This is a genomic window from Streptomyces sp. NBC_00726, assembly GCF_045161735.1.
Classification (GTDB): domain Bacteria; phylum Actinomycetota; class Actinomycetes; order Streptomycetales; family Streptomycetaceae; genus Streptomyces.
Genome location: NZ_CP108983.1, coordinates 110,719 through 135,802 on the forward strand (window position 1 = coordinate 110,719; position 25,084 = coordinate 135,802).

Genomic DNA, 25,084 nt, shown 5'->3' on the forward strand with positions numbered 1-25,084 from the left:
TTACGCCTCCGGGAGCGTTCCGGGGGCCGGAAGGAAGCCCGTGACCTGGAAGTACGTCAGATAGCGCGTCAGAACCTCGTCGGTGAGAGGGGCTTGGCGCACCCCCGCCTCGGCGGCCGCCCGGGCCGTGCGGCCGGAGTCGAAGCGGCGGTGGTCCGCCTCGTCCTCGCCGGTCCCGCCGTCGTCGCCCAGGAACAACTGCGCCGCGTTGTCCGGGTGTTCGGCCACGCAGTCCCGCCACTCCTCGGGGGTCACGGGGCGCAGCCCGTACCCGAGGCGGGCCGCCGCCTCGAAGACGCGGTCCAGGCCCGGCGCGTCCGGGTTGGTGTAGTGGTACGCCGGCGCCCCGGGCCGTTCGGCGGTGCTGAGGGCGACCACGGCGGCGCTGACGTAGTCCACCGGCACCCAGTCCGTCGTGCCGTGCGCCAGACCGGGCACCGCACCGGCCTGGAGGCAGCCCTTGATGAGCTGCCAGAGCAGGTCCCGGTCCTGGCAGGCCCCTGTGGCGGTGTCGCCGCTGATACGGCCCGGGCGGTGGACGGTCACCGGGAGGCCCCGCTCGCGGGCGAGGCCCACCAGTTGCTCGGCGACCCACTTGCTCTGCGCATACCCGTCGGGCAGACCGTCCGCCGGACCGGCCGGGGACGACTCGGTGAGCGGTGCGGGGTCCGTCCCGCGCGACGGGGCGTACACACCGGTGGTCGAGACATAGTGCAGGCCGGGCGAGCCGGAGTCCGCGAGGAGCCTCAGCAGTTCCTCGGTGCCGCCCACGTTGGGCGCGCGCAGATCACCGTACGGGGCGGCGAAGTTGACGCGTGCCCCGTTGTGCAGCACCGGCCCCAGGCGCCGGGCGAGGGCGGTCCGTTCGCCGGGATCGAGGCCGAGGCCGGGGGTCGCGAGGTCGCCGGGGACGGGGTGGATCAGGTCCGCGTACCGGGCCTGCCACAGGCCGTAGTGCTCCAGGTTGGCCCGGATCCGCTGGGCCGCGCTGTCCGGGCTCGCGGCCCGTACCAGGCAGTCGACCGGGGCGTCCGTGGCCTCGATCAGGTCGCGCAGCAGGAATGCGCCGAGGAAGCCGGAGGCGCCCGTGAGCAGAGGCCGCGCGGACGGGCGCGCGGGACGGCGCTCCCCGGAGCCCCGGCGCTCCCCCGGGTCCCGGCGCCCGGCCGTGATGTCGGACGCGAGCCGCACCTCGGCGGCGAAGTCCGGGGCCGCCGCCTCCTGCTCCTCCTCCCCCGGCGCCCGGCCGAGCAGCCGGTCGACGCCCTCGACGGTGGGCGTCGCGAACAGGGCGCGCAGGGAGGGCCGTACCCCGCAGCGCTCCCCGATCCGGCGGGCCAGGGTGACGGCGAGCAGGGAGTGGCCGCCGAGCGCGAAGAAGTCGTCGGTGACGCCGACCTCGGGCACGCCGAGGGTCTGCGCGAACACCTCGCACAGGGCGCGTTCACGGGCGGTGCGCGGGGCCCGCCCGCCGGCCGCCGCCGGGCTCTCCGGAGCGGGCAGCGCACGCCGGTCGGTCTTGCCGTTGGGCGTCACGGGGAGGGTGTCGAGCCGGACGTGGGCGGCGGGGACCATGTGTTCGGGCAGGGTGGCGGCGAGGTGGGCGCGCAGCTCGGCCCAGCCGGGGGCGGCCTCGCCGGTGGCGGCGACGGTGTAGGCGACGAGGCGCCGGTCGCCGGGGCGGTCCTCGCGGACGGTGACGCAGGCTGCGGAGACTCCGGGGTGCGAGGCGAGCGCGGCCTCGATCTCGCCGAGTTCGATACGGAAGCCGCGCAGCTTGACCTGGTCGTCCACCCGGGAGACGTAGAGCAGGCGGCCGTCGGGCGTCCACCGCACCAGGTCCCCGGTGCGGTACATCCGGCCGCCCGCGCGGTCGAAGGGGTCGGCGACGAAGCGGGTCGCGGTGAGCGCGGCCCGGCCGTGGTAGCCGCGTGCGACGCCCTCCCCGGCAACGTACAGCTCGCCGGTGACACCGGGCGGCACGGGCGCCAGCCGGTCGTCCAGGACATGGATGCGGGTGCCGTCGACGGGAGTGCCGATGGGGACGGTGCGGTCGGGGGCGAGGGGGCCTTCCGCGTGCTGGAAGGCGCTCATGGTGGCGCAGACGGTGGTCTCCGTCGGGCCGTAGGCGTTGACGAGGAAGCGGTCCTCGGCCCAGGCGTGGACGAGGGCGGGCGGGCACGCCTCTCCGGCGAGGGCCATGGTGAGGCCGGTGGGCAGCGAGTCCGGGGGCATCACGGCGAGGGCGGCGGGCGGGATGGTGAGGTGGCTGACGCCCCGGTCGCGGACCAGTCCGGCGAGGGCCGGTCCCGGCAGCAGGGCGTCGCGGGTGTCGATCTCCAGGCAGGCGCCGGTGAGCAGCCCCATGCACAGCTCCCAGAACGCGGCGTCGAAGCTGACGGACGCCATGTGCAGCACCCGGCTGCCCGGTCCGACGCGCAGCCGTTCGCTCTGGGTCCTGGCCATGGCGCGCACGCCCCGGTGTGTGACGACGACGCCCTTGGGGCGGCCGGTGGAGCCCGAGGTGTAGATGACGTACGCCGGGTTGGCCGGGTCGACGCGGCCGGGCGCGGGGGCCGCGCCGCTCGCGCCGAGGCCGTCGGTGTACAGGTGCGGCACCGGGTGTTCGGGCAGGCGGCGGTGGAGTTCCGGGGTGGTGAGGAGCAGGCGGGGGTGTGCGTCGTCCAGCATGTACGCCAGGCGCTGGGCCGGGTAGTCCGGGTCCAGCGGCAGATAGGCGGCGCCCGCCTTGAGGACGGCGAGCAGGGCCACGACGAGTTCGGACGTCCGGGGCAGCGCGACGGCCACCCGGTCCTCCGGGCCCACCCCGAGCGCGGTGATATGGCCGGCCAACGTGTTGGCGCGGGCGTCGAGTTCGCCGTAGGTGAGGGTGGTGTGCGCGTCGCGGACGGCCGGGGCGTCGGGGGTGCGCCGGGCCCACTCGTCGAAGAGCGCGGGGACCGTGGTCGCGGGCAGGTCGTCGGCGGGCCCGGTGCCGAGGGCGGTGAGGCGGTGGTGCTCGTCGGGGGTGAGCAGGTCGTATGCGTGCAGGGGGCGGTCCGGGTCGGCGGTGACGGCGGCCAGCAGCCGGACGAGCCGGTCGGTGAGGCCCTGGACGGTGGGCGCGTCGAAGAGTTCGGTGGCGTAGTCGACGGTGCCCCGCATCCCGTCGAGGGCGCCGGTGTCGTCGTAGGTCTCGGTGAGCGCGAACGACAGGTCGAATTTGCTGACCTCCGCCTCGGCGGGCACCCCGGTGACGGTGAGGCCGGGCAGGTCGATGGCGGCGGCCGCCTGGTTCTGGAGGACCAGCATGGTCTGGAACAACGGGTGGTGGCTCTGGGCGCGTGCGGGGTTGAGGAGTTCGACCAGCCGCTCGAAGGGGACGTCCTGGTGGGCGTAGGCGGCGAGGTCGAATTCCCGGACCCGGGCGAGGAGTTCACGGAACGTGGGGTCGCCGGAGAGGTCGGTGCGCAGGACGAGGGTGTTGACGAAGAAGCCGACGAGACCGTTGGCCGCCTCGTCGGTGCGTCCGGCGACGGCGGTGCCCAGGGGGATGTCCTCGCCGCCGCCGTGCCGGGACAGGACGGTCGCCAGGGCGGCCTGGAGGACCATGAAGGCGCTGGAACCGCAGGAGCGGGCCAGCTCCGTGACATGGCGGGTGGTGGCGCGGTCGACGGAGAAGCCGAGGGTGGCGCCGGTGTGCCGGGAGGTGGCGGGGCGCGGCCGGTCCCAGGGGAGTTCGATCGCCTCGGGCAGCCCGTCCAGCGCGTGCCGCCAGTGGGAGAGCTGCCGGCGGACGAGGCTGTCGGGGTCCTTCTCGTCGCCGAGCAGGTCGCGCTGCCAGAGGGTGTGGTCCGCGTAGTCGACGGGCAGCGGAGCCCAGTTGGGTTCCTCGCCCCGGGCGCGGGCGCGGTAGGCGAGGCCCAGGTCGTGGGCGAGGGGCGGCAGTGAGGTGCCGTCGGCGGCGATGTGGTGGACGACGAGCACCAGGACGTGGGCGTCGGGGGCCAGGCGGAGCAGGGTCGCGCGCAGCGGCAGGCTGCGTTCGATGTCGATGGCCTCGGCGGTGGCGGCGGCAACGCGGTGGCGCAGCTTGGCCTCCTCGGCGCTCTCCATGGCGAACGGGATGACGACGTCGCCGGGTGCGGTGATCTGCTGGCACGGCCCGTTCTCGCCCTCGGGGAAGACGGTGCGCAGGGCGGTGTGCCGGGCGATGACGTCGGCGACGGCGGTGCACAGGGCATCGGGGTCGAGCGGTCCGTCGATGCGTACGGCGAGCGGGATGTTGTACGTGGCGGAGGGCCCGTCGAGCCGGTGCAGGAACCACAGCCGCTGCTGGGCGTACGAGAGCGGGAGTTCGGCGGGGCGCGGCTGCGGGACCAGCGGGGGGCGGGTGCCGCCCTCCGCGCCTTCCAGGACGGTGGCGAGCGCGGCGACGGTGGGGTGCTCGAACAGGGTGCGGATGTCGGTCTCGGTGTGCAGGGCGGTGCGGATGCGGCCGACGAGGCGGGTGGCGAGCAGCGAGTGGCCGCCCAGCGCGAAGAAGCTGTCGTCGGTGCCGACCCGGTCCACGCCGAGCACATCGGCGAACAGCCCGGCCAGGATCTCCTCCATGGCGCTGCGCGGGGCCCGGCCGGCCGCCGTGCGCGGCACGGTGGGCGCGGGCAGGGCGTTGCGGTCGATCTTGCCGTTGGGGGTCAGCGGCAGGACGTCCAGGGGCTGGATGACGGCCGGGACCATGTAGGCGGGCAGCAGCCGGCCGACGTGGGCGGCGAGCAGTCCGGGGTCCGGTGTCTCGCCGGGCGCGAGGACGACGTAGGCGGTGAGGGTGCGGTCGCCGGGCAGGTCCTCGCGTACGAGGACGCAGGCGGCGCGTACCGCGGGGTGGTCGCGCAGGACCGTTTCGATCTCGGCGGGTTCGATGCGGTGGCCGCGCAGCTTGATCTGCTGGTCGGCCCGGGCGACGTAGATCACGGTGCCGTCGGCGTCCTGGCGCACCAGGTCGCCGGTGCGGTACATGCGGGTGCCGTCGGCCGTGAAGGGGTCGGCGGTGAAGCGGGTCGCGGTGAGGGCGGCCCGGCCGAGGTAGCCGCGGGCGACGCCGGGGCCCGCGAGGTACAGCTCGCCCTCGGCACCGGGTGGCACGGGGCTCAGGGCGGCGTCCAGGACGTAGGCGCGCATGCCGTCGAGCGGGTGGCCGATGGGCGGGGCGCCGCCGGGGGTGTGGTCGGGGCCGACGTGGTGGCCGGTGGCGAAGGTGGTGGTCTCGGTGGGGCCGTACACGTGCAGGACGGTCGTGCCGGGGTGGGCGGCGGCGATGCGCTGCATGACCCCGGGCGCGGCCGCCTCGCCGCCGGCGGCGACCAGGCGGAGCAGGCCGAGGGAGCCGAGGTCGGTCTCGGCCAGCACGTTGAAGAGGGCGGTCGTGAGGAAGGCGGCCGTGACACCGTGCCGGGTCACCAGGTCCCGCAGGATGTCGGGCTGGAGCGGGCCGTCCGGGGCGACGACGACACGGCCGCCGCGCAGCAGCGGGGCCCAGAGCTCGAAGGTCGCGGCGTCGAAGACGTACGCGGAGTGCAGCAGGACGGCGTCGGCGGCCTCGTCCCAGCCGTGGTGGGCGGCCAGCGCGGCGATGTCGCCGTGGCTGACGCCGACGCCCTTGGGGAGTCCGGTGGACCCGGAGGTGAACATGACGTACGCGAGCCGGTCGCCGCCCGGTGCGGCGGGGAGCGGGCCGGGGGTGGCGGGGCCGCCGGTGAGGACGCGGCCGGCCCGGTCGACGGTCAGCAGGGCGGTGTCCGGGCCGAGTTGGCGGACCCACGGCAGGTCGGCGGTCGTCTCGTCCACGACGAGGACGCGCAGGGGGACGACGTCGGTGACCCGGTTGAGGCGTTCGGTGGGCCAGCGGGGGTCGAGCGGCACATAGGCGCCGCCCGCGCGCAGGGTGGCCAGCGAGGCGGTGACGGTGGCGGCGGAGCGGGCGACGAGGATGCCGACGCCGTCCTCGGGCCCGGTGCCGAGCCCGGTCAGGGCGGCGGCGAGCCGGTCGGCGAGGCCGGTGAGCTGTGCGTACGTCAGCTGCTCGCCGGCTCCGGAGACGGCCACCGCGTCCGGGTGGCGGGCGGCGCGGGCTGCGACGGTCTCCGGGACGCTGAGGGCGGTGGTGCCGTCGGGGAGTGCGGCGCCGGTGCCCCGGGCGATCAGTTCCTCGCGTTCGCCGTCGAGGAGGAAGGGCGCGGTGTCGGCGCGCCGGCCGAGGTCCTGGGCCATGGCGGTCAGCAGCTGCCGCATGCGTGAGACGGTCTCGGCCACCTCCTGGCGGTCGAGCACGGCGGCCCGGTAGCCGAAGGTGATCCTCAGGGTGTCGCCGGGGGCGACGGTGAGGGTGAGCGGGTAGTGGGCGGCGTCGGTTCCGCTGAAGCCGGTGACGGCAAGGCCGGGCAGTCCGCGCTGGGCGGTGTGCAGGGCCTCGGCGTCCATCGGGTAGTTCTCGAACACGACGAGGGTGTCGAAGAGTTCGTCCAGGCCGGTGACGCCCCGGATGTCGCTGAGGCCCACGTGCTGGCTGTCGAGGAGCCGGCCCTGTTCGGCCTGGAGCCGGGTCAGGTACTCGGCCAGGGTCTCGCCGGGCGCCGCGCCGGTGCGTACGGGCACGGTGTTGATGAACAGGCCGACCATGGACTCGACGCCGGGCAGCTCCGGCGGGCGCCCGGACACGGTGGTGCCGAACACCACGTCGGACCGCCCGGTGAGGTGGCCGAGCAGCAGGCCCCAGGCGCCCTGGACCAGGGTGTTGAGGGTGAGGCGGTGGGCGCGGGCCGTCTCGCGCAGCCGGGACGTCACGGCCGCTTCCAGGTCGAGGACGAGCGTCTCGGGGAGTTCGGCGGCGCCGTCGGGGCCGTCCCGTTCCGCGAGGAGGGTCGGCGCCTCGATGCCGGCGAGGGCGGCGGACCAGGTGTCGAGGGCGGCGGCGCGGTCCTGCTGGGAGAGCCAGACGAGGTAGGCGCGGTAGGGGGTGACGCGCGGCAGTGCGCTGTCGTCGCCGCCCGCCGCGTACAGCTCGAAGAGCTCCCGTACGAGCAGGGGCAGGGACCAGCCGTCGAACAGGATGTGATGGCTCGTCATGACCAGGCGGTGCCGGTCCGGCCCGATCCGTACCAGGGTGAACCGGATCAGGGGCGGGGTGGCCAGGTCGAAGCGGCGGGTGCGGTCGGCGGCGAGGAAGGCGGTGAGCCGGTCGGGCACCTCGTCGGCGCCGGTCAGGTCCAGTTCCTCCAGGGGTACGGGGACCTCGGCGGCGACCGCCTGCACGGGTTCGTCCAGGTCCTCGTGGAGGAAGCCGACGCGCAGGTTGGCGTGGCGGCGGAGCAGTCCGGCGACGGCTGCGCGCAGCGTCGCGACGTCGACGGGGCCTTCGAGGTCGAAGACGAACTGCGCGGTGTAGACGTCCACGGCGTGCGAGTCGTACAGGGCGTGGAAGTACATCCCGGCCTGCAGCGGGGTCAGCGGGAGTACGTCCTCCAGTTGGAACCCGTTCACTTGCGTCCACCCCACTTGTTCTGAAGTCGGTCGATCTGGGCCTGGTTGAGCGAGACCAGGGGAAGGTCGGACGGTGTGTAGCCGCCTGCTCCGGGCTGTTCGGCGTGTTCCGCGACGGCGCGCAGGGCGCGGTGGAACGCGTCGGCGAGTGCGCCCACGTCCTCCTCCTTCAGCAGGTCGCTGGGCCAGGTCCAGCGGGCCACCAGGCGGGGGCCTTCCGGCAGGTCCTCGGTGTGCGCGTTGATGTCGATGACGTGGTGCACGGGCATGTCGGGGTCCTGGCCGCGGGGCCCGCCGGCGTCGAGCAGGACGTCCCAGTCGCCGGCCGCCGTCCGGCCTGGGGCCGCGTACCGTCCCAGGTAGTTGAAGCCGATCTGAGGTGCGGGGGCGGCCAGGCGGGGGCCGGTGACGGGGTTGAGATGGCGCAGCATGCCGTGGCCGACACCGTGGTCGGGGACGGCGCGCAGCTGTTCCTTGACGCGCTTCACTGCACGTTCAACGAGCGAGGCGCCGAAGCGTGCCGGGTCGCGGACGTCCGGCGGGCCGGGATCGACCCGGACGGGGTAGAGGCTGGTGAACCAGCCGACCGTGCGGGACAGGTCGGTGTGGTCGGTGAGCTGTTCCCGGCCGTGGCTCTCCAGGTCGAGCAGGACGGCGGTCTCCGGGCGGCCCCGCCAGGTGCCGACGGCGAGGGCGAGCGCGGTGACCAGGATGTCGTCGACTCCGGCGTGGAAGGCGCCGGGGACGGTGGTGAGGAGGGGTTTCGTCCAGGTGGCGGGCAGCTGGGTGGTGAGGGTGCGGGTGCCGTCGGCGGTGTCCAGGAAGGGGTCGAGCGGCCGGTATCCGAGCTGGGGGTCGGGGGTCCTCAGCGTTTCCTCCCACAGGGGCAGTTCGCCGGTGCGGGCCGGGGTGTGGGCCTGTTCGGTGAGGAGCCGGGACCAGCGCCGGTACGAGGTGGTGGTGGCGGGCAGCGCGGCTGCCGTGCCGGTGACCACCTGCCAGGCGTGGGCGAGGTCGTCGGCGAGGATGCGCCAGGAGACCGCGTCGACGGACAGGTGGTGCACGACGAGGAGCAGCCGGCCGCGCGCCCCGGGTCCGGCGTCGCCCCAGACGGCTTCGAAGACGGCTCCGGCGGTGGGCCGCAGGCGGCTGCGGGCCCGTTCGCCCGCTTCGGTGAGCGCGGCCCGGGTGGCGTCGGCGTCGAGTCCGGCGATGTCGATACGGGTGAAGCGGTGCCGGGCCGTGACGGCGCCGGGCGGCAGCGCTTCGAGTGCGGGGTCGCCCCCGGCGGTGCGGGTGACGCGCAGGCGGAGCATGTCGTGGTGGTCGGCGAGGAGCTGGAGCGCGGCGACGAGGGTGTCCTCGGCGGCCCCGGCGGGGGTGCTCAGCACTCCGGACTGGTTGTAGCCGTCGGTGGTGCCGGGGCGTTCGAGGAACCAGGCGGCGATGGGGGTCGGTGCCATGGTGCCGGTGCCGTGGCCGTCCGGTTCGCGGGTGGCGGCGTCCAGCGGTGCGGCGACGGCCGCGATGGCCTCGGGGGTGCGGTGGACGAAGACGTCCCGGGGGGTGACGGCCAGTCCGGCTTCCCGGACGCGGCTGACGAGCTGGATGGAGAGGATGCTGTCGCCGCCGAGCGCGAAGAAGTCGTCGTCGGTACGGACGGCGGGGGCGCGCAGTACGGCGGCGAACGCCTCGCACAGGACGCGTTCGGGCGCGGTGCGCGGCGCCCGGCCCGGCCGGGCGGTGTCCGGGCGCTCCGGTGCGGGGAGGGCCGCGCGGTCCGTCTTGCCGTTGGGCAGGAGCGGCAGCGCGTCCAGGGCCACGAAGGCGGCGGGCACCATGTACGGCGGCAGTTCGGTGGTGAGCCGGGTGCGCAGGGCGCCGTCGGTGGGGCGGGCGCCCACGGTGTACGCGACCAGGCGGCGTTCGCCGGGCCGGTCCTCGCGGACGAGGGCGCAGGCGGCGGTGATGCCGTCGACGGCGGTGAGGGCGGCCTCGATCTCGCCGGGCTCGACGCGGAAGCCGTTGAGCTTGACCTGGTCGTCGGCGCGGGAGACGTAGTGCAGGAGTCCGTCGGCGTCGCGCCGGACCAGGTCGCCGGTGCGGTACATGCGGCTGCCGGCCGGGCCGAAGGGGTCGGCGACGAAGCGGGTGGCGGTGAGCCCGGGGCGGTGGAGGTAGCCGCGGGCGAGACCGTCGCCGGCGAGGTGGAGTTCGCCGGTGACTCCGGGCGGTACGGGCTGGAGCGCGGTGTCCAGGACGTAGGCGCGGGTGTTGTCGACGGGGCGGCCGAGCGGGACGCCGCCCTCTTCTCCCCCGGCGGTGACGTGGTGGGCGGTGGCGTCGATGGTGGTCTCGGTCGGGCCGTAGAGGTTGTGTATCTCGGCCGCCCAGGCCCGGCCGGCCCGGGCCGCCAGGGCGCGGGTCAGGGGCTCGCCGCCGCAGGCGACGGCCCGCAGCGCCGGGGGTGCCGCGTCGGGCCCGGTCTCGGTGAGCAGGAGTGCGAGGTGGGAGGGCACGAACTGGGCGAGGGTGACGCCCTCGTCGCGCATCCGGGCCAGCAGCCCGGCCGGGTCATGGTTGAGCGCGGCCGGTACGGGGCAGGTGGCGCCGCCGTGCAGCAGAGGAAGCCAGGTCTCCCACACCGAGGCGTCGAAGCTGGGCGAGGTGCGGGCGAGGACGCGGTCGTCGTCGGTGAGGGCGAGGTGGCCGGCCATCCAGGCCATGTGGTTGGTGAGCGCCCCATGGGTGACGACGACGCCCTTGGGCCGGCCGGTGGAGCCGGAGGTGTAGATGACGTACGCGGCGTCGTCCGGGCCCGGTGCCGCGGCGGCCGGTGGGGCTCCGCGTCCGGCCGGCCAGGCGGACCGGTCGCCGAGCGCGAGGCGGGGCACGGCCGCGAACCGGGCGGCCCGCGCCGCGTCGTGGACCAGGAACAGGGCCGGGCGGGCGTCGTCCAGCATGTGGGTGACGCGGGCCTCGGGGTAGTCCAGGTCGACGGGCAGGCAGGCGGCCCCGGCCTTGGCGACGGCCAGCATGGCGACGACCCGGTCGGCGGTGCCTTCGGCGGCGAGCGCGACGAGGTCGCCGCGGCCGACGCCCCGGTCGTGGAGGTGGTGGGCCAGGTCGTCGGAGCGGGCGTCCAGCTCGGCGAAGGTGAGCTGCTGGGAACCGGCCCGGACCGCGATCCGGCCGGGGGTCCGGGCGGCCTGGGCGCGGAACGCCTCGGGGGCGGTCCGGGCGTGGACCGGGCGGACGGGCCCGGGGGCGGCCCGGTCCAGCGCCGCGCGCTCGGCCGGGTCCAGGAAGGCAGCGGTGCGGACGCGTCCGTCGGGGTCGGCGGCGAGCGAGGCGAGCAGCCGGGTCAGGCGGGCGGCCAGGGCGTGTGCGGTGGCGAGGTCGAAGAGGTCGGTGGCGAACTCCAGGTTGCCGTCGAGCCCGGTGGGCCGGCCCGTGGGGTCGCGGGTCTCCGTGAAGGTGAAGGTGAGGTCGAACTTGCTGATCCCGGTCCGCACGGGCTGCTCGGTGACGGTGAGACCGTCCAGGCCGAGCGTGGTGTCCGCCTGGTTCTGGAGGACGACCATGGCCTGGAAAAGCGGGTGGTGGTCCTGTGCCCGGGCCGGGGCGAGGGCGTCCACCAGCCGTTCGAACGGCAGGTCCTGGTGGGCGTAGGCGGCCAGGTCGAACGCCCGCACCCGGTCGAGCACTTCGCCGAAGGTGGGGTCGCCGGTCAGGTCGGTGCGCAGGACGAGGGTGTTGACGAAGAAGCCCACCAGATCGTCCAGGGCCTCGTCGGTGCGTCCGGCGACGGCGGTACCGAGGGGGATGTCCTCGCCGGCCCCGTGCCGGGAGAGCAGGACGGCCAGGGCCGCCTGGAGCACCATGAACAGGCTGCATCCCCGGGCGCGGGCCAGCTCGGCGAGCGCCCGGTGGGTGCCGGCGTCCACGGGGAACGCGAAGGCGTCGCCCCGGTGGGTGAGGGCGGCGGGGCGCGGCCGGTCCAGGGGCAGGGCGAGCAGTCCGGGGCTGCCGGCCAGGGCGGTGCGCCAGAAGTCCAGCTGCCGGGCGGCCCGGCTGCCGGGGTCGTTCTCGTCGCCGAGGAGGGTGCGCTGCCAGAGGGTGTAGTCGGCGTACTGGACGCGGAGTTCCGGCCGTCCGGGCGCCTCGCCGGGGCCCCGGTGGCGGCGGTAGGCGTCGCCGAGGTCGCGGGCGAGCGGGGCGAGCGACCAGCCGTCGCCCGCGATGTGGTGGACGAGCAGGACGAACACATGGGACTCGGCGCCGAGGCCGAGCAGCCTGGCCCGTACGGGCAGGTCCGCGGTGACGTCGAAGGCGTGCGCCACCTCGGCGGCCAGTGTCTCGTCCAGGTCGTCCGGGTGGATCTGCCGGGGGGTCAGGTCCAGGTCGGCGTGGCCGGTGCCCAGGACGAGCTGGCGCGGCACGCCGCCGGTCTCGGGGAAGACGGTGCGCAGGCTCTCGTGCCGGTCCACGACGTCCATCAGGGCGCGTTCCAGCGCCGGGGCGTCGAGCGGCCCGTCCAGGCGCAGCACCAGCGGCACGTTGTAGGTGGGGCCGGGGTCCTCGAACCGGTTGAGGAACCACAGCCGCTGCTGCGCGAAGGACAGCGGCAGCGGGTCCGGCCGGTGCGGTGCGCGGGTCAGCGGCGGGGCGGCGGTCCCGGCCTCGTCGAGGGCGGCGGCGAGCGCGGCGGGCGTGGGGTGCTCGAAGACCGCCTTGACCTGGAGCTCGACGGCAAGCGCGGTCCGGATGCGGGCGACGAGCCGGGTGGCGAGCAGGGAGTGGCCGCCCAGGGCGAAGAAGTCGTCGTCGGCGCCCACGGCCGGGAGGCCGAGGACGTCGGCGACGAGCCCGCAGACGATCTCCTCGCGCGCGGTGCGGGCGGCGCGCCCGCGCGGCGCGGCGTGCTGTTCGGGCGCGGGCAGGGCGCGCCGGTCCACCTTGCCGTTGACGGTCAGCGGCAGGGCGTCCACCAGGACGAACGCGGCGGGCACCATGTAGGCGGGCAGGGACCGGGCGACGGCTTCGGCCAGGTCGGCGGGGTCGGGGCGGACGGCTCCGGCGGGCACCACGTACGCGACGAGCCGCCGGTCTCCGGGGATGTCCTCGCGTACGACGGTGAAGGAGTCGGCGACCCCCTGGCAGCAGGCGAGGACGGATTCGATCTCGCCGGGTTCGATGCGGTAGCCGCGCAGCTTGACCTGGCTGTCGGCGCGGGTGACGTAGGCGATCTGCCCGTCCGGGGTCCACTTCACGAGGTCGCCGGTGCGGTACATGCGCCCGCCGTCCGGGTCGAAGGGGTCGGCGACGAACCGGGTGGCGGTGAGGGCGGGCAGCCCGGTGTAGCCCCGGGCGACGCCGCGCCCGGCGAGATACAGCTCGCCCGTGACACCGGCCGGGACGGAGCCGAGCGAGCCGTCGAGCACGTACAGCCGTATGCCGTCCAGGGGCCGGCCGATGGGCGGCGGGCCCGCCGGCAGATCGGCGGCGACGTCGTAGCGGGTGGCGAAGGTGGTGGTCTCGGTGGGGCCGTACACATGCAGGACGCGGACGCCGGACGCGGCGCCCGCGACGCGTTGCATGGCGTCGGGCGAGGCGAGTTCGCCGCCCGCGCAGACGAGCCGGAGTCCGGCGAAGGCGCCGGGGTCGGTGTCCGCGATGACGTTGAGCAGAGCGGTCGTCAGGAAGACGGCGGTGACGCCCTGTTCGCGTACGGCGTCGCGCAGCGTCCGGGCCTCCAGGACGCCTTCGGGTGCGACGACGACCGTGCCGCCGCGCAGGAGGGGCGCCCACATCTCGAAGGTGGACGCGTCGAAGACGTACGCGGAGTGCATGAGGACGGCGTCGGCCGCGCCGCCGTGCCAGGCGGAGTCCTCGGCCAGCGCCGCCACGTCGGCGTGGCTGACGCCGACGCCCTTGGGCAGCCCGGTCGAGCCGGAGGTGAACATGACGTACGCGAGCGTGTCCGGGCCCGGTACGGGGACCGGCCTGCCGGGTGCCGGGGGCGCGCCGCGCAGGACGCGGCCGGTCCGGTCCACGACGAGGACCGGGATGCGGTGGGCGGCCCCGGTCACCCAGGCGGACGCGGCGGCCGGTTCGTCCACGACGAGGACCCGCACATCCGCGACTTCGGCGACCTGGTCGAGCCGTTCCCGGGGCCAGCGCGCGTCCATCGGGACGTACGCGGCGGCGGCCCGCACCGCGCCGAGGGATGCGGAGACGACGGCCGGTGACCGGGAGAGCAGCACGCCGACGCCGGTCTCCGGGCCCGCGCCGAGTGCGGCGAGGGCGCCGGCCAGGTCCGCCGAGAGGGTGTCGAGTGCGGTGTACGTGAGGGTGGCGCCGTCCCCGGTCACGGCCACGGCGTCCGGGGTGCGGCGGGCCTGCGCGGCGAAGAGCGCGGGCAGGGTGGTGTCCGGTGCGGGGGCGGGCAGTTCGCGGCCGGTGCCCCAGTGCGCGGTGCGGGTCCGCTCGTCCGGTGTCAGCAGGTCGTAGTCCGCGAGGGGCCGGGCGGGGTCGGCCGCGACCTGTTCCAGCAGCCGCAGCAGGCGCGCCGACAGGGCTTCGGCGGTGGCGCGGTCGAAGAGGGCGGTGGCGTATTCGATCCCGGCGGTGAGTCCGCCCCCGGCCCGCTCCTCGCCGAAGGCGAAGGTGAGGTCGAATTTGCTCAGGCCGTTGTGGACGAGCCGGTCCTCGACGTCGAGCCCCGGCAGTCCGGGACGTACGGCGTCCTGGTTCTGGAGGACCAGCATGGTCTGGAACAGGGGGTGGTGGTTGCGGGCCCGCACGGGGTTGACGCTCTCGACCAGCCGCTCGAACGGCACGTCCTGGTGGGCGTACGCGGCGAGGTCGAAGTCCCGCACACGCCCGAGGAGTTCACCGAAGGTGGGGGCGCCGGACAGATCGGTGCGCAGGACGAGGGTGTTGACGAAGAACCCGACCAGGTCCTCCAGCGCCTCGTCGGTGCGGCCGGCGACGGGTGTGCCGAGCGGGATGTCGTCGCCCGCGCCGTGCCGGTGCAGCAGGGTGGCGACGGCCGCCTGGAGCACCATGAACAGCGTGGTGCCCGACTCCCTGGCCACGCGCAGGAGTTCGGCGTGCAGCGCGGGTGGTACGTCGAAGGCGTGCACGGCGCCCGAGGGGTCGGTGGTGACCGGGCGCGGGCGGTCGAGCGGCAGGTCGATGAGCCCGGGCAGGCCGGCGAGCGCGGTGTGCCAGTGGTCCAGCTGCTCGCGCAGGAGACTGCCGGGGGTGTCCGGGTCGCCGAGGACGGTGTGCTGCCACAGGGTGTAGTCCGCGTACTGGATTCCGTTTCCGGTCTCGGGCTCCCGCCCGGCGAGGCGGGCCCGGTAGGCGTCGCCCAGCTGGCGGGCGAGCGGGGCGAGGGACCAGCCGTCGCCCGCGATGTGGTGCAGGACCAGCACCAGGACGTGGTGGCCGGGCGCGGTGCGCAGCAGCCTGGCCCGCAGCGGCGGATCGGCGGCCACGTCGAACGGCTCCCCCACGGCCTCCGTGACGGCCGCCTCCAGCCAGGCCGGTGGTGTGCTCTCCACGGGCAGCCGGGGCGCGACGGCCTCGGCGGGCAGCACCAACTGGTGCGGTACGCCGTCCCGTTCGGGGAAGACCGTGCGCAGCGCCTCGTGCCGCTCCACAACGTCCAGCAGGGCGGCGCGCAGCGCGTCGGTGTCCAGCGGCCCGTCGATGTCGAGCACCAGTGGGATGTGGTACGAGGAGCTGGGCCCGTCGAGCCGGTTCAGGAACCAGAGCCGCTGCTGTGCGTACGACAGGGGCAGCGGGTCGGGCCGCTCGGCCACGGGGCGGACCGGCGGGCGGGACCGCCCCCGGGTGTCCAGGGCCCGGGCGAGCCCGGCGACGGTCGGGTGCTCGAACAGGGTGCGTACGGCGAGGTCGGCGCCGAGGACCGTGCGGACCCGGCTGACGACGCGCATCGCGAGGAGCGAGTGCCCGCCCAGGTCGAAGAAGCCGTCGTGCCGGCCGACGCCGGGGCGGCCCAGCACCTCGGCGAAGATCCCGGCGAGCAGGTCCTCGCGGGGGCCGGGCGCGCCGGGGCCCTCGGCGGTGGGCGCGGCCTGCGCGTCGGGGCGGGGCAGGGCGCGCCGGTCCGTCTTGCCGTTGGGCAGGAGCGGCAGTTCGTCCAGGACGACGACGGCGGCGGGCACCATGTAGTGCGGCAGCGCCTCCGCGAGGGCGTCGCGCAGGGCGGCCGGGCGCGGGCCCTCGTCCGTGGTGACGGCGTAGGCGACGAGCCGGCGGTCCCCCGGCGCGTCCTCCCGGATCACCGCGCAGGCGGCGGTGACCCCGGGGCGGGCGAGCAGGGCGGCCTCGATCTCGCCGGGTTCGATGCGGAAGCCGCGCAGCTTAACCTGGTCGTCGGCGCGGGACACGTAGTCGAGGAGCCCGGCCGCGTTCCACCGGGCCAGGTCGCCGGTGCGGTACATGCGGGCGCCGGTGCCGTTGAAGGGGTCGGCGACGAACCGGGCGGCGGTCAGCGCGGGCCGGTTCAGGTAGCCGCGGGCGAGGTTGGGGCCGGAGAGGTAGAGCTCCCCGGTGACACCGGGCGGGACGGGCCGCAGCCGGTGGTCCAGGACGTAGGCGCGCATGGTGTCGACGGGCCGGCCGATCGGCACCGTCTCGTACGGGGTGTCCGGGGTGGCGGGGACCCGGTGGGCGGTGGCGTCGATGGTGGCCTCGGTCGGGCCGTACAGGTTGTGCACCTCGGTACGCCACAGCGCGGCCGTCTCCTCGGCGAGGGCGCGCGGCAGGGGCTCCCCGCCGCAGAGGACGGCGCGCAGACCGGGCAGGGGTGCGGCGCCGGCCGCCTCGGACAGGACGAGCGCGAGGTGCGAGGGGACGAACTGGGCGACGGTGACACCGAATCGGCTCATCCAGGAGACCAGCGCGTCCGGCTCCGTGTTGGCTCCGGACGGCAGTACGCACACCTCGGCGCCGTACATCAGGGGAAGCCACACCTCCCACACGGAGGCGTCGAAGCTGGTGGACGTCCTCGCGAGGACCCGGTCCTTCCGGGTGACCGTCAGATGTTCCGCCATCCAGGCCATGTGGTTGGCCAGGGCGCCATGGGTGACGACCACACCCTTGGGGCGGCCGGTGGACCCGGAGGTGTGGATGACGTACGCGGGGTCCGCCGGGTGTGGTGTGTGCGGGAGCGGAGCGGCGGGCCGGCGCGGGGCGTCGAGGGCGAGTCGCGGGATGTCGCCGGTGGGTACGCCGCCGTTGGTGAGGACCAGGACGGGGCGCACGTCGTCCAGCATGTGGCGGATGCGGGCCTGCGGGTAGCCGGGGTCGACCGGCAGGTACGCGGCGCCGGACCGCAGCACGGCCAGCATGGCGACGACGGTGTGCACGGAGGGCGGCGCGGCGATGGCGACCCTGGTCTCCGGGCCCGCGCCTCGCTCGCGCAGTGTGTGGGCGAGGGCGTCGGCCCGGGCGTCGAGTTCGGCGTAGGTGAGGTGGGTGTGCGCGTCGCGGACGGCGACGGCTTCCGGCGTACGCAGGGCCTGTTCCCGGACCGCTTCGGGGGCGGTGCGCACCGGCAGGGGCCGGGGTGCGCCGTGTCCCCGGGCGAGGAGGGCGTCCCGCTCGGCCGGGGTCAGGGGGTCCAGGTCGCCGATGGGGCGGCCGGGGTCGGTGACGGCCAGGGTGAGGACGCGGGCGAAGCGGGCGCAGAGGGCGCGGGCGGTGGTGGCGTCGAAGAGGTCGGTGGCGTACTCCAGGTAGCCGCCGATGCCACCGGCGGCCTCCTCGGCCTCCGGGCCGCCGGTGGTCTCGGTGGTCTCGGTCAGCGAGAAGGTGAGGTCGAACTTGCTGCCGCCGTGGTGCCGGGAGCGGTCGCGGACGGTGATGCCGGGCAGTTCCGGTTCGGCCCGGTCCTGGTTCTGGAGGACCAGCATCGTCTGGAACAGGGGGTGGTGGTCGCCGGACCGTTCCGGGTTGACGGCCTCCACGATCCGTTCGAAGGGCAGGTCGCTGTGGCCGAAGGCGGCGATGTCGGACCGCTTGACCCGGTCGAGGAGTTCGCGGAACGCGGGGTCGCCGGAGAGGTCGGTGCGCAGGACGACGGTGTTGACGAAGAAACCGACCAGCTCGTCCAGGACCTCGTCGGTGCGCCCGGCCACCGCGGTGCCCAGCGGGATGTCGCTGCCCGCGCCGTGGGCGCCGAGCGTCACGGCGAGGGCTGCCTGGAGCACCATGAACGGCGTGCACCCGGCGGTGCGGGCGAGCCGGACGAGCGCGGCGTGCGCCGGGGCGGGCAGGTCGAAGGGGACGGAGGCGCCCCGGTGGCTGGGCACGGCGGGGCGCGGCCGGTCGAGGGGCAGGCCGAGCAGTCCGGGGGCGCCGCGCAGCGTCTCCCGCCAGAAGGCGGTCTGCCGGGCGGCGAGGCTGTCCGGATCGCCGTCGTCGCCGAGCAGCCGGTGCTGCCAGAGGGTGTAGTCGGCGTACTGCACGCGCAACGGCGCCCAGTCCGGGGTGCCCGTGCCCTCGGTCCTGGCCAGGTAGGCGGCGGAGAGGTCGCGGCAGAGCGGGGCGAGGGACCAGCCGTCGGCGACGATGTGGTGCAGGACGAGGACCAGGACGTGCCGGGCGGGCCCGTGCCGGAGCAGATGGGCGCGGACGGCGGGGTCCCGGCTCAGGTCGAAGGGTGCGGTGCTCAGACGGCGTACCGTTTCCGCCTCCCAGCCGTCCGCGTCCCCGACCGCCGGGGGTTGTTCGACGGTGAGCGGGACGAGCGTCGCGGCGGCGTCCGGGTCGGTGATCCGCTGGCAGGGGACGCCGTCGTGCTCGGCGAACACGGTGCGCAGGCTCTCGTGCCGGACGGCCACATCGGCCAGGGCGCCGCGCAGCGCCCCGGCGTCGAGGGGTCCGTCGAGTTCCAGGACGAGCGGGACGTTGTAGCTGTCACCGGGCGCCTCGGACCGGTTGAGGAACCAGAGGCGCTGCTGTGCGAAGGACAGCGGCAGCACCTCGGGCCGGGTCTGCGGTACGAGGGCGGGGCGGGTGGCGCCCGCGGTGTCCAGGGCGGCGGCCAGGGCGGCGACCGTGGGGTGGTCGAAGAGGGTGGCGAGGGCGAGTTCGACGCCGAGGGCGGCCCTGACCCGGCCGGTGAGCCGGGTGGCGAGCAGCGAGTGGCCGCCCAGCGCGAAGAAGCTGTCGTCCACCCCGACCGCGCTCACGCCCAGCACGTCCGCGAACAGCCCGGCGAGCACCTCCTCGTACGCGGTGCGCGGCGCCCGGCCGCTGCCGGTGGCGGTCCGGGGCGCGGGCAGGGCGCGGCGGTCGACCTTGCCGTTGGGGTTGAGGGGGAGGGCGTCGAGGACGACGAAGGCGGACGGCACCATGTACGCGGGGAGCGTGCGCCCGACGCGGCGGGCCAGCGCGGCGGTGTCGGCACGGGCTCCGGGGGCGGGCACGACGTAGGCGACGAGCCGGGGGTCGCCGGGGGTGTCCTCGCGGACGAGGACGCAGGCACCGCGCACGTCGGGGTCGGTGAGCAGGGCGTGTTCGGTCTCGGCCGGTTCGATGCGGTAGCCGCGCAGCTTGACCTGGCCGTCGGCGCGCCCGGCGTACTCGATGTCTCCGGCGGCGGTCCAGCGCACGAGGTCGCCGGTGCGGTACATCCGGCTGCCGGGCGGACCGTACGGGTCGGCGACGAAGCGGGCGGCGGTGAGCGCGGGGCGGCCCCGGTAGCCGCGGGCGACGCCGTGCCCGCTCACGTACAGCTCCCCCACCACACCGGGCGGCACCAGGTCCAGGCCGCCGTCGAGGACGTACAGGCCCATCCCGTCCAGCGGGCGGCCGATGGGCGGCACGCCGGGGGTGCCGGCGGTGACGGGGTGCCGGGTGGCGAAGGTGGTGGTCTCGGTGGGGCCGTACACGTGCAGGACGCGGGTGCGGGGCGAGGCGGCGGCGACGCGTTGCATGAGGCCGGGGGTCGCGGCCTCACCGCCGGCGGCGACCAGGCGCAGTCCGGCGAAGACGGCGGGGTCCGCCTCGGCCATCGCGTTGAACAGGGCGGTCGTGAGGAACAGCGCGGTGACGCCGTGCCGTTCCGCCGTCTCGCGGACGGTGCGCGCCTCCAGGACGCCGCCGGGGGCGACGACCACCCGGCCGCCGTTGAGGAGCGGCACCCAGAGCTCGAAGGTGGAGGCGTCGAAGACGTACGCGGAGTGCATGAGGACCGCGTCGGACACCCCTCCGGTCCAGGCGCTGTCGGCGGCGAGGGCCAGCACGTCGGTGTGAGTGACGCCGACGCCCTTGGGCAGCCCGGTGGAGCCGGAGGTGAACATGACGTACGCGAGCCGGTCGGGTCTGCTGATCCCGGGCAGCGGTCCGGGCCGTTCCGGCGCACCGTCGAGCACCCGGCCGCGCGCGTCCACGACGAGGAGCGGCAGTCGGGCGGCGGCCTCGCGGACCCAGGGTTCGCGGGCGGTCCGCTCGTCGGCGATCAGGGCGCGGACGCGGGCCGAATCGGCGACGCGGCCGAGCCGTTCGGCGGGCCAGGCCGCGTCCATCGGGACGTAGGCGGCGCCCGCGGCGACGGTCGCGAGGGTGGCGGCCGGCACGGCGGCCGAGCGCCCCAGGAGCACCCCGACGCCGTCCTCGGCGCCGACGCCCCGGCCGGTCAGCGCACCCGCCAGAGCATCGGCCGCCTGTTCGAGTTGCCGGTACGTGAGGGTGTGCGTCCCGTCCACGACGGCCGGGGCGTCCGGGGTGCGGCGCGCCTGGTCGCGGAACGCCTCCGGCAGGGTCCGTGCGACGGCCCGCTCGGGGAGTTCGGTGCCGAGCCCCTGGGCGCGCAGGGCGGGGGCGGTGGCCTCGTCCACGAGCGGCAGGTCGCGCAGGGGCAGGCCGGGGTCGGCGGCGGCCAGGGCGGAGACGAAGGACACGACGGCCTGCTCGTGCAGCCGGACGTCCTCGGGGCGGTAGAGGTCGGGGCGGGCGTCGAACCCGATCAACGGCCCCTTGCCCTCGGCCCGTTCGGAGACGAAGAGGGACACGTCGTCCACCGGGCCGACCGACAGCACCCGGGAGGGCGCGGGGATTCCGGCGAAGTCCCGGTCGTAGTCGTAGCCCATGATGTTGACGACGATGCCGGTGAGGCGGACCGGGTCGTCGCCCGTGTTCAGTTCGCGGGCGAGCTGTTCGCGCGAGAAGCGGCGGTGCCGCAGGGCGCCGCGCATCTCGGCCGCGGCCTCGCGGACCAGCTCGCCGACGGTCATGCTGCCGGTGGGCGTCAGGCGCAGCGGCAGGATGTTCGCGGTCATGCCGACGATGTGCCGCAGCCCGCCGTGCCGGCCGTTGGAGGCGAGGCCCACGGTGACCTCGCGGGTGCCGGTGACCCGGGCGGTGTACGCGGCGACGGCGGCGACCAGGACGGCGCTCCACGTGGTGCGGTGGGCGGCGGCGAGCCGGCGCAGGTCCGCGAAGACTTCGGCGGACAGGGACTCGCCGTTGTGCAGCCGCAGGCCGGATGGGCCGGGTCCGGTGGGTGCGGCGGCCGTCGGCGGGTTGCCTGCCGGTGCGTCGGCCGCCGGTGCGTCGGCCGCCGGTGTGTCGGCCGCTGCTGCGGGGAGGTCGGTGCGGCGGCGGATGAGCGTCCGGCCGCTGTGTGCGTCGTCGTCCCCGGTGGCTTCGGTGGCCGGGTCCGCGAACCTGGCGGTCCAGTAGGCGCGGTCGGCGTCGTGGCGGCCGGATTCCCGGTAGGCCGTCTCGTCGGCGACGAGTTCGCGCAGCGGCGCGGCGGGCGGCGTGATCTCCGCGAGGTCTTCGCCCCGTACCGCGCGTCCGTAGAGGTCGGCCACGACGCGGGTGAAGACGGCGCCGCCGAGGCCGTCGACGGCTATGTGGTGGAAGCGGACGTACCAGTAGGACAGCCGGTCGCCGGCGCGGAGCAGGGCCATGTGGTGGCGGGGGCGGCGCAGGCTGTCGGGCGTGGCCATGTCCGTCGCCAGATAGCGCTCGACCTCGGCGGCGGGGTCGGCGGCCCCGGACACGTCCACGATCCGGAGCCGGCGGGCGCCGGGTTCGCGGACGACGCGCTGGAGGAGGGTGTCGCCCTCCGTGACGAATTCGAGGTTGAGGCTGTCGCACAGCTCGCAGGCCCGGTCGACGGCGGCGGCGAATAGCGCCTCGTCCAGGTCGCCCCGGATCTCGAAGCATTCGCCGACGTTGTATTTCGGGCTGCCGGGGTCGAGGAGTTGCCCGTACCAGACGCCCTGCTGGGCTGCGGTCGTCCCGAAGAACTCTTCGGGAGCAGATTCCGGGGAGACAGAGCCGTTTTCGCGCATGCCGGGACACACCTTCGGGGAGAGCTTTCGGGGGGACGAAGAGGGCAGGACGAAGCCGGTCGTGCCGGTGCGGCGTCCATGGCCGACAACGGGCGGGTGAAAAGCGGGGAGAACGTCACCGGCCCCTGGCATCGGGCACCACGGGACCGGCTTCCCGATCCGAAAACCGGGAGCGGGCTCGGTTTTCTTCGCTTACCGAGGACAGGCCGACGCGCAGTCCATCGACGCAGTCCATCAATGAGGAAATAAAGCCGCATGACAGCGGCATGAACATTTCTCACCGAAGCATGATCGATCGCTATTCATGACTGATCGATTTTGCCCGGATGAAAACGGCGCCGATCGAATGGATCGCGTGCGGACTGCGGGCCGGGGCCGCTCACAGGCCCGCGCGCCGCGCTACCCGGCGTCGGCCTCCATCGCCCGGACCAGGCCGGCGGGCCGCATGTCCGTCCACGCGGCCTCGATGGCGTCGAGACACTCCTGTCGCGAACCCTCCGGACCGCCGACGTCCCAGCCGCTCGGAACCTCGATGTGCGCCGGCCACAGCGAATACTGCCCCTCGGCGTTCACCAGCGTCACGAACCGGCCCGACTCGTCATCGAAAGGATTGGTCACGACTGTCCCCCCACTTGTTTTCCCACATGCCACCGCATGTTCTTCAGATATATGCGGGCCCGCCGCACGGATTCACCGCTCCCCCGCCACCGGATCACCCCGCCCCCACCGCGCAAGTCCAGCCGCATGGGCCGGAGATACGTTACGCCTCGGGATACCGGCGCGACGCCGATGGCCGGCCGGTCATCCGGCTTCGCCCGTTCACGCCAATCACCATAGAGGACCACCGACAGCCCAAGAGTCGAATTCGGCCCATTACTTATCAGCCCCTACGACCGCGCCGTACGGGAAGGCCGGCCGGAGACATATGCCAAGCCCGCTCCCCCGGAAATTTTCAGCCACCCGGTGTCCCGATTGTTCGCATTTTACTAAATACGACCCGCGCACATTCGGATAAGCGCCGGCGTACACCCCCTCATCCACGGGCACGCGCCGAACACATCGCGCTCCCGTGCGCCGGGTGCGCGCCCCTTTTGAAATCAATGGCCATTCCCCTCACTCTGCGTAATATGCGGACCGTGGTGCGGGCGGCCACCCGGCGGGGGCGGCCGGCCCCGCATGCGATACGAATGCCGGGTGACCGAAGAGACCCCGCCCGCGACCGTGCGCGTGTTCATCGCCCTCGCTCCGCCCGACCCGGCGAAGGACGAGCTGGCCCGGGAGCTGCGCCCCGCCTACGCGACGCATCCGCAGGTGCGGTGGAACCGGGTGGAGGACTGGCACATCACCCTGGCGTTCCTGGGCGCGCTCCCGGTGGACACCGTCCCGCTGCTGCGTCCCCCGCTCGCCGCCCTCGCCGCGGCCCGCCCCGCGCCCCGGCTGGCGCTGCACGGCGGCGGCACGTTCGACGAGCGGGTGGCGTGGAGCGGGATCGCCGGCAACCTCGACGGACTGCACCGGCTCGCCGACAGCGTACGGGCCGTGGTCCGCGACTGCGGGATCGCCCTGGAGGACCGGCCGCTGCGCCCCCATCTGACCCTCGCCCGGGTGCGCCGGGGCGACCACACGTCGGCCGGCGAGATCGCCGCGCTACTCACGGAGTTCCGGGGCCGCCCGTGGCCCGCCGAGCGCCTGCATCTGGTCGGCAGCAACGCGGGGAACGGCCCCGGGCCGATCCGCTACCGCGACATCGAGGCGTGGCCGCTCGGCACGGCTTCCGGCGTCGCCGCGCCGCCGGCGCGTCCCTGAGGACGAGCCCGCCCGGGCCGTTACGCCAGCCTGACCGGAGTGGGGCGCGGCTCCGTGTGTTGGTGAGGTTCGGGGGTACCGCTGTGGAACGGTGAGCTGACTTCGGGCTCGCACCACACAAGCGGAGAGGGTTGCACTCATGGGACACGGCGGGAACGTGATCGCGGAGCTCACCACGGACCACCGCGAGACAGACGAACTGTTCGCGAGGATCGAGGCTCAGCCGGTCGGCGACGAGCAGCGCAGGAAGCTCGCCGACGAGCTGACGGTCGAGCTGGTCCGGCACTCCGTGGCGGAGGAGACGCACCTCTACCCGGTGGTCCGGCGGTATGTGGACGACGGCGACGACATGGCCGACGAGGAGCTGGAGGACCACGCGAGGGTGGAGCAGCACCTCAAGGAGCTGGAGGGGCTGCCCGCGGACGACCCGCGGTTCGACCACCTGGTGGCGCAGCTCAGGCTTGAGGTGACCAAGCATGTGCGCGACGAGGAGAACCGGCTCTTCCCGCTGCTGGCGGCGGCCGTCTCCCCGGAGATCCTGGACCGGCTGGGCGAGAAGGTGCGCGCGGCGAAGCAGACCGCCCCGGCACATCCGCACCCCGCCATGCCCGACACCCCGCCCGGCGACAAGATCCTGGGCCCCGGCGCCGGTCTGGTCGACCGGACCCGCGATCTGCTGAGCGGCCGCGGCAAGGGCTGAAACCCCCCGGCACCCTCAGCGCCCCGGCCTCCCCCGCTCTCAGCGGGCCCGGGCCGGGCCGAGGCGCAGCCGGTCGAGCAGGTCCGCGTGGTGGAGGCGGGCTATCGGCTCCAGCAGGTCGGGGTGGCGCAGCAGCGCGGTGGCGGCCAGGTCGTGCGCGCTGGGCGCGGTCAGGCGGCGGAACTCGGCGGGGCCGGTCACCCCGTGCTCGGTCTCGTCGAGCGCCTTCACCGCCTCCTTCGCCGCGTCGGGCGCGGTGAGCAGATGCGCGGCCCAGCTGGCGACGACCTCGTCCACCCAGCTGCGCCAGGCCAGGTCCGCCGGACCGGCCGCCGCCCGGCCGTGGCCGCCGGTGACCTCGTCCAGGCGGGCTGATCCGCCGGGGCCGGTCAGGACCACGAGGGCGGCGTCCAGGCCGGTCGGGTAGCGGAGCCAGGTGGCGACCGTGACGGCCTGGCGGGCCTGCGCCTCGGCCAGGGCGGCGGTGAGCGGGCCCCCGCCGGCCGGGAACGCGCGCGTCAGCCACTGGGTGGTGGCGGCGATGAGCGGGGCAAGGTCTGCGGGCATCGGGGCGTCCCCTCGGGTCCTGGATCGCCGTGCAGCGTACTGCGCCCCTGGCCGGCCCCCGTATGACGCAGAGCACCTTCCGGCCGTGGTGTGCGTCATGACCGCCGACACCCCGGGCACCGGCGAC

At 75.0% G+C, this 25,084-nt stretch carries 6 protein-coding genes; 2 read left to right on the top strand and 4 right to left on the bottom strand.

Translation table 11 applies throughout. The annotated features are described in order from the left end of the window. The 3 genes from OG338_RS00530 to OG338_RS00540 all read right to left on the bottom strand — a co-directional run bounded on the left by OG338_RS00530 (position 1) and on the right by OG338_RS00540 (position 22,502). Positions 1–7,539, bottom strand: coding sequence for an amino acid adenylation domain-containing protein (locus OG338_RS00530; protein WP_405935401.1), 7,539 nt, complete (start codon positions 7,537–7,539; stop codon positions 1–3). After that, entirely contained in the window at positions 7,536–21,884 is a 14,349-nt protein-coding gene (locus OG338_RS00535) for an amino acid adenylation domain-containing protein (RefSeq protein ID WP_405935402.1), read from the bottom strand. The genes OG338_RS00530 and OG338_RS00535 overlap by 4 nt, the downstream gene beginning before the upstream one ends. A gap of 399 nt (positions 21,885–22,283) precedes the next feature. Further along, the gene (locus OG338_RS00540) at positions 22,284–22,502 is read right to left on the bottom strand and encodes an MbtH family protein (protein ID WP_405935403.1); all 219 of its coding nucleotides are present in this window, start codon (positions 22,500–22,502) and stop codon (positions 22,284–22,286) included. Between the two features lie 558 nt (positions 22,503–23,060). On the opposite strand from OG338_RS00540, the gene thpR reads away from it, so the two are divergent. Beyond that, positions 23,061–23,690: an RNA 2',3'-cyclic phosphodiesterase gene (gene thpR / locus OG338_RS00545; protein ID WP_405935404.1), complete on the top strand. Its 630-nt coding sequence runs from the start codon at positions 23,061–23,063 to the stop codon at positions 23,688–23,690. Positions 23,691–23,829: 139 nt separating this feature from the next. Further along, entirely contained in the window at positions 23,830–24,390 is a 561-nt protein-coding gene (locus OG338_RS00550; protein ID WP_405935405.1) for a hemerythrin domain-containing protein, read from the top strand. Positions 24,391–24,429: 39 nt separating this feature from the next. On the opposite strand, the gene OG338_RS00555 is transcribed toward OG338_RS00550, so the two are convergent. After that, positions 24,430–24,957 (bottom strand): hypothetical protein, encoded by a 528-nt coding sequence (locus tag OG338_RS00555; RefSeq protein ID WP_405935406.1) that lies wholly within the window; start codon positions 24,955–24,957, stop codon positions 24,430–24,432. Between the last annotated feature and the right edge of the window lie 127 nt (positions 24,958–25,084).